This window comes from Sulfurimonas sp. NW9, from assembly GCF_051132275.1.
In the GTDB taxonomy this organism is placed as follows: Bacteria; Campylobacterota; Campylobacteria; order Campylobacterales; family Sulfurimonadaceae; genus Sulfurimonas; species Sulfurimonas hydrogeniphila.
This window is the reverse complement of sequence record NZ_CP093236.1, coordinates 2086399-2099730: the sequence shown is the minus strand read 5'-3', so window position 1 is coordinate 2099730 and position 13332 is coordinate 2086399. Positions and strand designations below refer to the sequence as shown.

Here is a 13332-nt window from a genome sequence, read left to right as displayed (position 1 = left end):
AATACTATTTTAAATGTGTTTTATACATTTATATAATTGTTTTAAACAATTTTAGATTTCTTTACAAGAAACTGATAAGTTTTAACAAATCCTTTATGGATGCTAAAATGGCATCCCACAATCTCTGCAACACTTTGTTGGGTGACTTTTTGATTATTTTGCTTGAGATAGTTAATAGCTCCTATGACTTCAGATTCACTAATATCTCTACCGGTTTTATTTTGCACAGGCACAAGTTCTTCAAGGGTTTTTAGATACCAAAATGGCATATTTTTAAATCCGTGTGTAAAATCTCTATGTGTTAAGTTGTTATCTTTTATAAAACTCTGCAAGTTTTTGGGAAAGTTTTGAAAAAGGTGATATACCATTGCAGTAAGTAAAAAGTTTTCATAAATAAGCGATGCTTTTTTAGAATTATATCGTTGTAATTTCGCTTGGAGTTCTCTGTACTCTGTTAAAAGTGGAAAATTTCTTAGTTTGAACTTTTTAGTAGATTTGATTAATGCATAAAAAATTGTATAAGTCTGAAAAATCCACAGTGTGTGTACTTGCATACCTTGTAAGGTAAAGTAACCGTTTTTAAGTCCTGATTCAAACCACCTGATAGCTTCAAGTGCATAAAGATGAATCTCATTGATTTTTTTTGGTCGCGTTTTTCGCAGATCTCTACCACAGTTATGACAGTAGGCGATTGCATCATTCAAAGCCATTTTATGAAACCGTACTCTCTCAAAACATTTACCGCATCTATCTACAAGATAAACCTGATGTTTGGGACAGGCATTATAAAAGAGGTATCGCCACTGTTTACGAAAATAAGGAACTTTGTCGGTTCGCAGACATACAGGACAGAATATCAACCCAAAATGTGTGCGTTTATCGAGAAGTTTTCTTATCTGTTTTGGAGGGTAGAGACATTCATTGCATGTAAAGAGGTACCCCTCTTCGCTTCTGAGTGACATTTTGAGAATCTCTGAAATTGGAAGTTGGCTTTTATTGGAGAGTAAGTTCAATAACTGCTCGTCATATCTAAAATCAAGATCGATTCTACTAAGATTGGCTCCTTCATTTTTGATGTATGTTGTTGTAAAAAGAGAAAGTGTTCTACCGTGTGCAAATGCAGTACGGGTCAGCCAAGAACTCAGCAGTTCATCCGGGAGTATTTTTGGAACAATGTGAAACTTGTAGTTTGCTATCCATTCTCGATTGCGTTTATACATTTAGGAGAGGGTTGGCATATATTCTATATCTTCAAGAATAATTTTTTTTCTACCGGATCGTATTGCTTTGACTGCCGCTTTTTTGAGTAAGTTAACGGTACGACCGATAAGACCTTCAGATGCATAGTAAAGTGCACTCATAATCTCAGTGTTTGTAACGAGGTTGGAAGCCTCTTTGAGTGGAAGACAGGTTTCATAAGTCGCAACAAATGAGCGAAATTTTTTGTCATTGTTCCATCTTGGAAGTTCAATCGATGGGAATCTGGAACTTGTCTCACCGCTTATGTTGAGTGCAGAGTGTGCTTCTCGTGTACCGGCCAATATAATAGTGAGTGAGAGTTTATTGCTGAGTAGTTTAAGGTCATTGACAAAAGCACGCTGTTTGGTAAGGTTACCGGTTAGAGCAGAGTGAATTTCATCAATGAGAATCATCTTTGTATTTAATTTATTGAGATAGTGCTCTACAAGTCTCGCTTTTTCCAAGACCTTTTCCGTTCCTTTGTGTGGAACACATAATTGATCAAGAATATAGCTATAGAGCTTACTCTCATTTGGACTGTTGGGAGCTTCAAGATAGAGGATAGGTATCTCATAAACCGTATCACCGTTTTCATCAACTTTATCGAGGGTAGCTTTATGCCTGTCATAAAATTTTCTCAGTATTGCCGTTTTTCCGTTATGTGGGTCTCCATAGATAAGAAGTCCTTCATGACGAAGTTGTTTGGGGTCATTAAATTTGTCTTCAAGTATATCAAGGAGTGTTACGGCAGCATTGTAGCCTATCCAAACATCTTCTTTGCAACATCTGATTCTCTCTTCATCACTTTTGTTGAGATGTTCGCGTGCTTTTTTTGTCAGTCTTCTTTGCATTAAAATTTCCTACTCTACCGTATAATATTCAAAATCATCGTCATCATCTATATCATTGTTTTGTAGTGTCGTATTGGATGGCGGAGAAATTTCAGGTATCTGTTTCTTTTCAAACTCGATTGTTCTTTTCATATGTTTTTTGGAACTGGCTGCGCGTCTTATTGATTTTTGTTCCCGTTTTGATTTTTCGGCATACTGATAAAGCCGTTCATGGGCCTCAAAGATATCATGAGACTCTATACCTCGACCTGTTACTGTTTTTTTCGCTTCAGAGATTGCTCGGCGAAGTTCTTTGAGATTTATAGCCGGTCGTTTGATATTTGCATAGGGTACTATAATGTAGTCATTAATCTCGTCATCATACACATAGATTTTACTGATATCTCTTGGATCTCTTCTGCATATTACTTTTTTTGGTTGAATGTTTTTTGTTATTGTTTTATAGCTTACAGGGATAATCCATTTACGAAGAGTCTCTGAAAAATAGGTAATGTGGTCAATGGTGATACCATTTTTCTGTACCATTCTTTGCATGGCAGGTAATAGTGCCATTCTCAGCTTAAGTGTATTGGCCGGAACGGTTGGCAGGTAAGGAATAGCTCCCTCACCGACACCAAGCATTCCTTGATAAAACTTCTCTTCAGGTGTCATCCCGATGGAGGTGTGTTCAGTTTTATGGTAAATATTGACGATAAATTCCAAAAACCATTGTTCAAGTTCTTTAAGTGTTAAAGCAGCTTCTTTTTGGGAGTTGTAAGTACCTTTTTGGGCTATATTGGAAAAAGTAGTTCCCGGCAGAATATGGACGGTTTTCATAGCTGTTTTAATGGCACTCTCGACATGCCCTCCAAACTCAGGTCTTGCTACTGGACGCAATATATGTGTAATACGGTACTCTTCTGCAAACATTTGAAGACTTTTACTACGAAACTCTGCGGTATTATCCATGTGAATGGCTCGAGGTAATCCATATACCGGCCATTCACCGGTGATATTATGGTATTTGAGCAGATCATCTTTTGGTAAGATGGCATTAAGTAGTGCTTGTCCTACACTGAAATAGCTTGGTGCTTCAAGTGAGATATAAAAGCCAAAAATCATTCTGCTATACACATCAATCGCTAAAGTAATACTCGGTCTTCCTATCTCTTTACGAGATTCTTCATCGACAATTATGACATCCATAGGTGTATGGTCTATCTGAATCACATCCAAAGGCATATGAACATCGGGAAAACTTCTGGGAGTACCTCTGGTATCACGAACATTTAAACCTTTTCTATGTTTTGCGATAAGTTTTGGATTGAGCTGCTTGATGCGATTCCGTACAGTATTTTTATTTGGTGCTTTTAGTCCTAGGTTCTTACATTTATTTTCAATTTTTAAATATATGAATGAGAGTGGGTATTGTTGTTTGTGAAGATATAGTTCATCAATGACGGATTGAACAATGGTATCTACGGACGGATTAAGTCTGCTTTTTCCTTTGCCGCCACAATGGTTAAATGAATTGCTTAGAGCACTAACGGTACCGTATGTTTCAAACTTTTGTATCCATCTATAGAGAGTTGCTGTACTCTTCTTATGTTGTTTGGCAATTTTTTGAACATCTTTTGTGGTTCTTTTTTCAAGTTCAAGAAGCGGCTTGATGATGAGATAGCGCTCTTTTGCTTCGGCAAATTCTGTTTCACTAACGTCAACAAGCTCTTTTTCGATAGCAACTGCATTTTTAGACTCTTTTATAATCTCGCTGACTTTTATGATACTTTCTTTATAAGGAGGATGTATCTCTTTTGCTAACACTTCATTAAAAGATGCATAGCCTTTAATGACATATATTGTGTCCTTGCAAGTAAACTGCTTCCCTATATCAAAACGAATAATACTCATAAGGACAACTCTATAAAGGAATTCATACTGACTTTTGTATCATATAGGTCTGCTCTGAGTTTTCCAATGGCTACCAAGCCCCAAATAGCATTGGAGATAATTATGAGTTCTTTTGGATCTGTCGTAATATTATTGGCCAGCTCTGATGCCGTAAGCTTGTCTGTAGTGCATAGTGATAATATCTGCTCATCATAATGGCTTTCTCTGTCATGCGTTTTGTAGCGGTAAAGAAAATCTATATTATCAATATAGGTCTGTGAATATTGTTGCTCCGTAAAAACAGAAAAATTAATTGCTAACTCTTTACATGCCTCTTGAATAGATGTAAACTTTTCCTCAAAATACTCTCGCTTTTTTTCAAGTTCCTGAGTATATTTTACTTCAATGAGGCTGTCTTGTTTGTTTGAGTCGGAAGTATATCTTACAAAACAATCAGCACTGTATATTTTGGTTCTGTTTTGAAAATCAATTGTTATTTGCGGTTGCTCTTGGTAGGATGTAACATCATCGTCAAATTCAAGGGTTAAGAAAAAGATCTTTTCCATTTTGGATTCATAGGCGATAGATTTATTATTCTTAACACTTGGAAAGTGCCCTGTTACTGAGCGGTAGTTCTTCTTTATCTTGCGTTGTGGAAAGGTAATCATAATAGATAAATTATACAATAGTAAAATAAACAGATATATTCTCATACTTTATTGAATATTTATCAAGCTTTATTTCATAAATTAGATGCAAGATATGTATATTTTTAATCTCATAAATAGTACAATGCTACCAAAAATAAGGTTTTTTAGATGAAAAATTATAATTCTCAAACTTTAATAGATATGACAATGGCTGCAAAAAAACTATGAGAACTTTTTATTATGTGCATACGGGGCACAGAATAGGCCTGGACAGATTTCGCAGGGCAGTGGCGATACTCAATGCTTTAAAAGATGAAGATATTACACTGTTGACAAGTGATTATCGCATTGCACAGGCGGCACGTGATTTTGGCATACAAAAGAGTGTGGGGATTGATGTTGTCAGAAATATCCCCCAAATTGCCCATAATGGCGACAAGCTGATTTTTGATTCTGCAGAGGCAAATCCTGTCATGCTTGAGGATATGCGAAACTATTTTTCAAGATTTGTGAGAATCAGCGATAAGCCTGATGAGGTAAAAGCGGAGAGTGAATTTTTGCTCTCTCCCTATTTGGAAGATGAAGGTATCTGCAAAGCCGTGGTTGTAGCTGACAAATACTTTACATGTAAAGAAAAGACAGTACCACTCTCCTATTTTTTCGGAGATGATGATTATGAAAAAGATTTGGAAAAACATTTAGATTTTATAGAAGATTTACGTCCACATTTGCAGCTTGGATTTTATTATTTTCTAGATTATGAAGAAATGTTAAAAACAAGATTCGTTCATTATTTCGAATTTGAAGAGTATGATGAAATGATAATGCAGAGTGAAGTTTTAGTTACAGCTTCGCCACAGGCAGTGCTGGATTCTTTAGCCTCTGGCGGGAAACCTGTTTATATACAGAGAGAAGATTACACACGGGATTTTATTCCTCTGTTTGAAAGCTTAAATATTCCTGTCGTTTATAATTATGATAAAAATCACTTAAATGTGATATTAGAGACTGTTTTTACGAGAAATTATGAAATAATTGAAAAAAATAGTAACAAAACAGCAAACTTTCTAAAGGAAAGCTTAAATTTATAAATAATTAAAACTTATTTGGTATATAATAAGGATTGAAAATTGAATAAAGAAGAGAGAAAACATGAAAAATAATAGCCGTAGAGGTTTTATGGGCAAAGCGTTTGGTGCTGTTGCCGGTGTGGGTGCTGTCGCTTCATTGTACGCGATGAAGAGATCATGGGATCCTTTACCGAGCGTCAAAGCAGCCGGATTTACTACTCTTGATATGTCGCAGTATAAAGAGAATGAGTTGGTAACAGAAAAATGGAGAGGGAAGCCTATTTTCGTTTTAAAGCAAACTGCAGAGATGGTTAAAAAAGCAGAAAAAAATCCTAAAGATTTAGAGAGACTTATTAAAATTGGAAATGATTACTTTTTAGTATGTCTTGGTCTTTGTACACATCTTGGTTGTATCCCTGGGTACAATCCTGACGAAAAAAGCTTTTTGTGTGCATGTCATGGTGGTATGTATGACTTTACAGGGGAGGTGACAAAAGCTCCGCCACCGCGTGGGCTTGATATTCCTCCATTTAAAATTGATGGAGACAAACTGGTTTTAGGTGAAGAAGGACCTGAATATAAGAAGATGCTTGAAAATGGCATAACATTAAAAGCATAAGCAAAGGAAGATAAATGGCACATTTTACAAAAGCAAAAAATTTGCACGATTGGCTTAATCAACGACTTGCGATTGATACGCTTAACCGTGTTTTAGCTACGGAGTATTGGATTCCTAAAAATATTAACTTTTTATGGGCAATGGGTATGATACTTGCGATTACATTCGGACTGTTATTGATATCGGGTATCTTTTTACTGATGTATTATCAACCGAATATTGATTTGGCATTTGACAGTGTAAACTACACGATAATGCAGGAAGTCGGTTACGGTTGGTTATGGAGACATGTTCACGGTGTAGCGGCATCTGTAGTGTTCCTGATAATCTACATTCATATGTTCACAGGGATATATTACGGTTCATATAAGAACGGTCGTGAAATGATTTGGATTTCAGGGATGCTTTTATTTGTTGCGTTTTCAGCAGAAGCATTTTCAGGATACATGCTCCCATGGGGTCAAATGTCTTATTGGGCTGGTATGGTTATTACAAATCTTTTTGCTGGTGGTAGTTTACATGCTGATGGCTTAGTTGAGTGGATACGCGGAGATTATATTCCTGCTCAAGCATTTTTAAATCGTTTCTTTATGTTACATGTATTGTTGATTCCTTTGGCAATTATCGGTCTTATCGGATTACACTTCGGTGCGCTTCGTATTCCACATGTAAACAACCAGGACGGTGAAGAGATTGACTTTGATGCTGAAGCGAAAAAATATTTGGCCGGCGACAAAGCAAATTCAAAAGTAATTCGTTTTATGAATGACTTTTTGGCAAAAGATATGATGGTTGTGGGAATTTTCCTCATTCTTTTCTTTTATCTTGTCTTTTATCATTATGATTTTGCAATGGACCCTGTAAACTTTGACCCTGCAAACGGTCTGAAGACGCCTGCGCATATTTATCCTGAGTGGTATTTCTTATGGTCTTATGAGATTTTACGTCCATTTTCAACAGATGTTGGACTGATTGCATTTGCTTTTGCACAGGTAATTTTCTTTCTGTTACCATTTTTAGACAGAAGCCCAAATGCAGTGCCTGCGTCACGTCGAGGTCTGTTCAAATACTGGTTCTGGGCAATGTTGATTGACATGATTATACTGACGGCAATGGGTAAAGTTCCGCCAGAAGGTGTGTTTAGCGCTATCGGTTTTTACGCGGCTATAACGTTTATCGGTTTATGGATTATACTTCCATTTATCACAAAATTTGAAAAAAAAGTTTAAGGAGTAAACAGTGAAAGAATTATTTATATTAGTGGTCGTAACTGTATTTACTCTTGTGACATACTATTTGGTTGAACCGTTTGCACATTCGCAAATGCACAAACACATAGAAAGTGAAGGGTTTACATACAAAGATTTACCGGCATTGACAAAAAAAGGTGATGCTGCACGTGGAAAAGACCTGGTCATGGGTGCAGGTGCCTGTGTTGGTTGTCACAGTATTGAGGTTGCCGGTATGCCGGCTCCGATGGATCCTGTAACTGCAGCACAAAGCTACGGTGTAAACCCACCGGATTTATCAAATGCAGGAGTTGTCTTCGATGCTAAATTTTTAGCGGCACTCATTAAAAACCCTGCACATGCTTTAATGCTTGAGCATAAATACAATGAAAAAAGTGGTAAATCTTATCCGATGCCACAGTTCTACGGAGCCGGCGGAGATATGGATCAGGAAGTGGCTGACATGGTTGCCTACTTACAGTCAATTGCAGTACCGCAAGAGAAATTAACGCCAAATATGGCATTTGAAGTTGCTTGTGGACGATGTCATGCAATTCATTATCAGTATAATTTAGACGGAAAGCTTCATGCACCGTGGACACAAATCGGAGAAAAACCGACATTCAAACACAAACAGGATGAGTTGGCATTTGAAACAAAAGTGCTTGATTATCAAGACGCTTTAACAAAATATCTCGGTACCTTGCCACCGGATTTAAGTATGTATATCCGTTCTCGCGGAGAGCACTACATCAAAACTTTTGTTGAAGATCCTCAAGCGTATCTTAAAGGAACTGCGATGCCTCGTGTAGGTGTGACTGCAGAAGCTGCTGATAAAGTGATTGAGCATCTTGAAAATGTCGGAGATTCCAAACGTCACAAAAGAGAAGAAATCGGTAAATATGTTATGATATATATTATTATCTTTGCAATATTTGCTATTCTTTGGAAAAAAGAAGTGTGGAGAGACTTGCACTAGTCTTTTTCTTTGGGTTTCCATACTTTGTGTGGGAATCCATTCCCTGGCTATTACAATCAATGTTATTAAGTTAAGCGACTTTTGGGAACCCGTACTTCAGTGCGGGCTGAGAGTGGCAAAGAATATTGCAATAGCCGGTACTGAAGTACAGGTTCCGAAAAAGTATTAATTTTTTTCACTTAATAACACTGCGCTATTACCCCTCCTAAAGTTAAGCTTTGATATAATCTTTTTATGAGATTTAGAGATATCAAAAAAAACACAAAACATCAAAAACAACAACAAAAGAGACCTCACATACGCTATGCGCGTTATCCGGATAGAATAAAAGCACTCATTACCGACTTGTTTATGATATATGCACCTATTTTATATATTATTGCTTATATTGTGATGGGAAGCAAAGAAGCATTTCAGTCTTCGCAATGGGCACCATTTTTCGGGGTAGCAACATATGGATTGATTTACGCCGTTCTTCTGGCAAAATTTGGACAGACTCCGGGAAAAAAAGCCTATAAAATTAAAGTAGTTGACGATAAAACATATAAAAATATAGGATTTTTTCGGGCTTTGTGCCGTTTTATAGCTTTTTTGTTTTCTGCAACAATTCTTTTAGGATTAGCAATTCCATTTTACAGAAAAGACAAAAAAGCATTGCATGATATAATATGCGCAACTGTAGAAATTGAAGTTGATTAAGAAGTGCATCAACTCTAAAAGATATAATGACAATAATTAAAATTAGGAAATATAATGCTTATTGATAGCTATGACAGAGTGGTAGATTATTTAAGAGTTTCTGTAACCGAACGATGTAATTTTAGATGTCAGTACTGTATGCCCGAAAAACCGTTTTCATGGGTTCCAAAAGAAAACTTATTGAGCTTTGAAGAGCTGTTTGAATTTATGAAAGTGGCTATTGACGAGGGTGTGAAAAAGATTCGCATTACAGGCGGAGAACCGCTTTTGCGCGAAGATTCTGGACAAATTTATCAAATGATTTATGATTATGAACCTGCGATAGATTTGGCAATGACAACCAATGCCTTTTTGCTCAAAGGCACGGCACAGCGGCTTAAAGATGCAGGGCTTAAACGCATTAATGTCAGTATTGATACCCTTAAACCGGAAGTGGCACAGGCTATAGCGGGCAAAGATGTTTTGAAAAATGTACTTGAAGGCGTGGATGAGGCACTCAAAGTAGGGCTGAAAGTCAAAGTAAACATGGTACCTATGAAAAACATGAATGCTGATGAGATTGTGGATGTGCTGGAGTATTGCAAAGAGCGTGATATGAGTGTGCGTTTTATAGAGTATATGGAAAACAAATTTGCCAAAGCGGATATTTCAGGGCTGAAATCATCAGAGCTTCTGGAAATTCTCAGAGAAAAATATGAATTTGAAGATGAAGGTTTTGACGGTGCCTCGCCATCGCATTATTACAGAATGAAAGACGGATACCGGTTTGGTATAATTGAACCCTACGGAGATGATTTTTGCAAGCAGTGCAACCGTATAAGACTGACTGCCGAGGGTAATCTGATACCGTGCCTGTATTTTGATGAGGCAATGAGCATTGCGGAGTCGATTAAAAAGGGTGATATCAAAGGGGCAGCAGCTGTTTTAAAAGAGGTTGTGCGTACAAAACCGGAAAAGAATCGCTGGGGTGGAGAAGATGATGAAGTTTCCAACCGGGCTTTTTATGAGACGGGTGGATGATCTACCTCGTTGAGCATTTTTACTCTATTCAGGGGGAGGGCAAGTATGTAGGCACGCCTTCTCTTTTTTTCCGTTTCGGCGGCTGCAATATGAAGTGCGAAGGTTTCGGGTGTAAAGAGACAGCAAACGACGGTACAGAAGTTGTCGGCTGTGATACTGTTTATGCCGTCAATAAAGAGCATTTTTTACAGAGTTGGGTGCCTGTTTATAAAGTAGAAGAACTGCTCAATATTCTCTCTTTGTATGATTTGCCCGAAGCGGTAGACATTGTTTTGACAGGCGGTGAGCCTCTGATTTATGCCAACGATACACTCTTTGTTGCTTTTTTGGAAGCCCTGGTGGCAAAGGGACATCAGATAACTTTTGAAACAAACGGTTCTTTAGCGGTTGATTTTGAAAAATATCCTGTATACAAAGAGTGTGTGTTTGCTCTGTCAGTGAAGCTTTTTAATTCTGGGGAATCCCTGAGTAAACGTCTGCGCGGTGATGTGATTTACAATATTGCCGCAAATGCAAAAGATGCTTTTTTTAAATTTTCCATTGACAAAGAGTCTATAAATATAGCTCTGGAAGAGGAGATACAAAGCGTCACCATACATTCCCCTCATACCAAGGTTTACTGTATGCCTGTAGCAGGAAGCAAAAAAGAGTTGGAAGAAAATACCGAACCGCTGATAGAGTTCTGCAAGGCAAAGGGGTACAATTTCAGTGACAGACTGCACATAAGAATCTGGGATGCCAACAAAGGTGTATAGCATCAAGGCAGTTTCATATGTTTTGTCGGAATCCGTACTTTAATGCTCAAACATGATTTGAGAGAAAAACTAAATTTTTTTCTGCAGTCCGGGCTGAGAGTGGCAAGGCTATTGCAACAGCCGGCACTGAACTACCGGTTCCAAGAAAGCATTAGTTTTCTTAACTTAATAGTGTTGTCGGAACCGGTACTTCAGTGCCGGCTTTGTGTCTTTAAAAATAGGTGAACAAGAGGGATTTATCATGATTATCAGAAAACTTTTTAAATTTGAAAATGCACATATTGTACGGGGATGCTCAACTGTAAAATGCAGAAGTTCGATTCACGGGCACTCTTACAAAGTGGAACTGCTTTTTGCATCCAACTTTTTGGATAACGGACAGATGGTCTATGATTTTGGACTGATGAAGCAAAACATGAAAGATCTCGTGGAGAGTTTTGATCATGCGATTGCTCTGTGGCGTGATGATGATCCGGAGTTTGTCCGTGATATGAAAAAACACTCTGCGCGCTGGGTCCAACTGCCTGTGTCGCCTTCTGCAGAGCAGTTTTCACGCGTCATTTTTGTAATGATAGAGAGACTTTTGTCGCTTACATCAACACAAAACGGAGAAAAAGAAGTACGCCTTGAGAGCGTCATAGTGCATGAAACCGCCACAGGTTATGCACAATGTTTTCGTGAAGATGCCCACTCAAAAAACATGGGTGAAATCAAGCTTGAAGAGATTGTTTTTTCTGTGCAGGTTTTAGAGGATTTTAAAGATAAAGACCTATTTGAAAAGATAAAAAGAGGAGAAACTTTTTTAAATCCTGCAAGTGTCTGAGCCCTCTTAATATTTTTTAATAATAGAGTGCTATACTTAAAGCAAACAAAAATATAAAACACTGTTCTTTTGGTATAAAAGGAGAAGAGATATGGCACAGGAAGAGATTAACAAAGCTGTCTCGGGCGAGTATAAACTCGGATTTGAGATAGATATAGAACAGGACACACTGCCTCCCGGGTTAAATGAAACAACCGTTCGTTTCATTTCCCAAAAGAAAAATGAACCGGAGTGGATGACGCAGTGGCGCTTAAATGCTCTTGAAAAATGGCAGAAAATGCAAGAGCCCCACTGGGCACATGTAACTTACGAACCTATAGACTACCAATCAATTTCTTATTTTTCGGCTCCAAAAAAGGGAGCAAATTCTCTTGATGAAGTTGATCCAAAAATTCTTGAAGCCTATAAAAAACTCGGCATTCCTTTGGATGAACAAAAACAGCTGCAGGGGATTGCCGTAGATGCCGTTGTGGATTCTGTTTCTGTAAAAACCACATTTTCTGAGGAATTGAAAAAGCACGGGATTATCTTTTGTTCTATTTCTGAGGCCCTGCAGGATTATCCTGAACTCGTTAAAAAGTATATGTTCAGTGTCGTACCGATGAATGACAACTATTATGCAGCCCTGAATGCTGCTGTTTTTACAGACGGCACCTTTGTCTACATTCCAAAAGGGGTTCGCTGTCCGATGGAGTTGAGTACCTACTTTCGTATCAATGCACTCAACACAGGACAGTTTGAGAGAACACTGATTGTTGCAGACGAAGGAAGTTATGTAAGCTACAATGAAGGCTGTTCCGCACCAATGCGGGATGATTCACAGCTGCATGCCGCTGTTGTGGAACTGATTGCGATGAGGGATGCGGAAATCAAATATTCTACCATTCAAAACTGGTATCCCGGTGACAAAGAGGGCAAAGGCGGCATTTACAACTTTGTTACCAAACGCGGTCTTTGCAAGGGAGACAATGCGAAAATTTCCTGGACGCAGGTGGAGACCGGTTCCGTCATCACCTGGAAGTATCCAAGCTGTATTTTGCAGGGAGACAACAGTGTGGGTGAGTTTTATTCAGTTGCCGTGACAACGCTTGCACAGCAGGCAGATACAGGAACAAAGATGATTCACCTGGGAAAAAATACAAGTTCTACCATCATCTCAAAAGGAATTTCTGCGATGCGGGGACAGAACAGTTATCGCGGACTAGTCAAAATGGCGGCCAAAGCTGAAGGCGCACACAATCGAAGCGAATGTGACTCCCTGCTTATAGGAAGCGAGTGCGGGGCACATACATTTCCATATCTGGAGAACAAAAGTGCCCATGCCAAGGTTGAACATGAGGCAACAACAACAAAAATCAGCGACGAACAGCTTTTTTATCTGCGTCAACGGGGTATCAGCGAAGAGGATGCTGTGAGCATGATAGTACACGGATTTTGTAAAGAGGTGTTTAACCAACTGCCGATGGAGTACGCGGTAGAAGCCAAAGCGCTCTTAGAATTAACATTGGAGGGAAGTGTAGGATGAGTAC

13 protein-coding genes are annotated in these 13332 nt (G+C 38.2%); 9 read left to right on the top strand and 4 right to left on the bottom strand.

The genetic code is table 11. The annotated features are described in order from the left end of the window. Positions 1-41: 41 nt before the first annotated feature. Genes MLC44_RS11855 through MLC44_RS11840 form a run of 4 tightly spaced genes read right to left on the bottom strand, consistent with a single transcriptional unit; the run spans position 42 to position 4525 of the window. Positions 42-1220 carry a TniQ family protein gene (locus MLC44_RS11855; RefSeq protein WP_434657490.1) on the bottom strand — a complete coding sequence of 393 codons (1179 nt, stop codon included), beginning with the start codon at positions 1218-1220 and terminating at the stop codon, positions 42-44. Beyond that, the gene (locus MLC44_RS11850; RefSeq protein ID WP_434657487.1) at positions 1221-2090 is read right to left on the bottom strand and encodes a TniB family NTP-binding protein; all 870 of its coding nucleotides are present in this window, start codon (positions 2088-2090) and stop codon (positions 1221-1223) included. It lies immediately after the preceding gene. A 9-nt stretch (positions 2091-2099) separates the two neighbouring features. Continuing rightward, complete coding sequence (locus MLC44_RS11845) at positions 2100-3980, bottom strand: Mu transposase C-terminal domain-containing protein (protein ID WP_434657485.1); 1881 nt, start codon at positions 3978-3980, stop codon at positions 2100-2102. After that, positions 3977-4525 carry a TnsA endonuclease N-terminal domain-containing protein gene (locus MLC44_RS11840; protein WP_434657482.1) on the bottom strand — a complete coding sequence of 183 codons (549 nt, stop codon included), beginning with the start codon at positions 4523-4525 and terminating at the stop codon, positions 3977-3979. The genes MLC44_RS11845 and MLC44_RS11840 overlap by 4 nt, the downstream gene beginning before the upstream one ends. A gap of 308 nt (positions 4526-4833) precedes the next feature. On the opposite strand from MLC44_RS11840, the gene MLC44_RS11835 reads away from it, so the two are divergent. The 9 genes from MLC44_RS11835 to sufB all read left to right on the top strand — a co-directional run bounded on the left by MLC44_RS11835 (position 4834) and on the right by sufB (position 13328). After that, positions 4834-5700: a hypothetical protein gene (locus MLC44_RS11835; protein WP_434636878.1), complete on the top strand. Its 867-nt coding sequence runs from the start codon at positions 4834-4836 to the stop codon at positions 5698-5700. Positions 5701-5761: 61 nt separating this feature from the next. Beyond that, positions 5762-6298, top strand: coding sequence for a ubiquinol-cytochrome c reductase iron-sulfur subunit (gene petA, locus MLC44_RS11830; protein WP_151899472.1), 537 nt, complete (start codon positions 5762-5764; stop codon positions 6296-6298). 14 nt (positions 6299-6312) lie between these two features. Next, positions 6313-7527 (top strand): cytochrome b, encoded by a 1215-nt coding sequence (locus tag MLC44_RS11825; protein WP_151899473.1) that lies wholly within the window; start codon positions 6313-6315, stop codon positions 7525-7527. A 10-nt stretch (positions 7528-7537) separates the two neighbouring features. Next, complete coding sequence (locus tag MLC44_RS11820) at positions 7538-8506, top strand: c-type cytochrome (protein WP_151899474.1); 969 nt, start codon at positions 7538-7540, stop codon at positions 8504-8506. 234 nt (positions 8507-8740) lie between these two features. Further along, the gene (locus tag MLC44_RS11815; RefSeq protein WP_434657479.1) at positions 8741-9205 is read left to right on the top strand and encodes an RDD family protein; all 465 of its coding nucleotides are present in this window, start codon (positions 8741-8743) and stop codon (positions 9203-9205) included. 54 nt (positions 9206-9259) lie between these two features. Continuing rightward, on the top strand, positions 9260-10225 hold the full coding sequence (gene moaA, locus MLC44_RS11810) for a GTP 3',8-cyclase MoaA (RefSeq protein ID WP_434657476.1): 966 nt from the start codon (positions 9260-9262) through the stop codon (positions 10223-10225). After that, positions 10222-10980, top strand: coding sequence for a 7-carboxy-7-deazaguanine synthase QueE (locus MLC44_RS11805; RefSeq protein WP_434657473.1), 759 nt, complete (start codon positions 10222-10224; stop codon positions 10978-10980). The genes moaA and MLC44_RS11805 overlap by 4 nt, the downstream gene beginning before the upstream one ends. Positions 10981-11221: 241 nt before the next feature. Continuing rightward, positions 11222-11803, top strand: coding sequence for a 6-pyruvoyl trahydropterin synthase family protein (locus MLC44_RS11800; protein ID WP_151899478.1), 582 nt, complete (start codon positions 11222-11224; stop codon positions 11801-11803). 91 nt (positions 11804-11894) lie between these two features. Further along, positions 11895-13328 (top strand): Fe-S cluster assembly protein SufB, encoded by a 1434-nt coding sequence (gene sufB, locus MLC44_RS11795; protein WP_151899479.1) that lies wholly within the window; start codon positions 11895-11897, stop codon positions 13326-13328. Positions 13329-13332: the final 4 nt, after the last annotated feature.

Bases quoted from the DNA above. Each gene is read 5' to 3' on its own strand.
- MLC44_RS11805 (WP_434657473.1), top strand. From the start codon at position 10,222: ATGATCTACCTCGTTGAGCATTTTTACTCTATTCAGGGGGAGGGCAAG.
- petA (WP_151899472.1), top strand. From the start codon at position 5,762: ATGAAAAATAATAGCCGTAGAGGTTTTATGGGCAAAGCGTTTGGTGCT.
- MLC44_RS11835 (WP_434636878.1), top strand. From the start codon at position 4,834: ATGAGAACTTTTTATTATGTGCATACGGGGCACAGAATAGGCCTGGAC.
- MLC44_RS11855 (WP_434657490.1), bottom strand. From the start codon at position 1,220: ATGTATAAACGCAATCGAGAATGGATAGCAAACTACAAGTTTCACATT.
- MLC44_RS11840 (WP_434657482.1), bottom strand. From the start codon at position 4,525: ATGGAAAAGATCTTTTTCTTAACCCTTGAATTTGACGATGATGTTACA.
- sufB (WP_151899479.1), top strand. From the start codon at position 11,895: ATGGCACAGGAAGAGATTAACAAAGCTGTCTCGGGCGAGTATAAACTC.
- MLC44_RS11800 (WP_151899478.1), top strand. From the start codon at position 11,222: ATGATTATCAGAAAACTTTTTAAATTTGAAAATGCACATATTGTACGG.
- MLC44_RS11815 (WP_434657479.1), top strand. From the start codon at position 8,741: ATGAGATTTAGAGATATCAAAAAAAACACAAAACATCAAAAACAACAA.
- MLC44_RS11850 (WP_434657487.1), bottom strand. From the start codon at position 2,090: ATGCAAAGAAGACTGACAAAAAAAGCACGCGAACATCTCAACAAAAGT.
- MLC44_RS11825 (WP_151899473.1), top strand. From the start codon at position 6,313: ATGGCACATTTTACAAAAGCAAAAAATTTGCACGATTGGCTTAATCAA.
- MLC44_RS11845 (WP_434657485.1), bottom strand. From the start codon at position 3,980: ATGAGTATTATTCGTTTTGATATAGGGAAGCAGTTTACTTGCAAGGAC.
- moaA (WP_434657476.1), top strand. From the start codon at position 9,260: ATGCTTATTGATAGCTATGACAGAGTGGTAGATTATTTAAGAGTTTCT.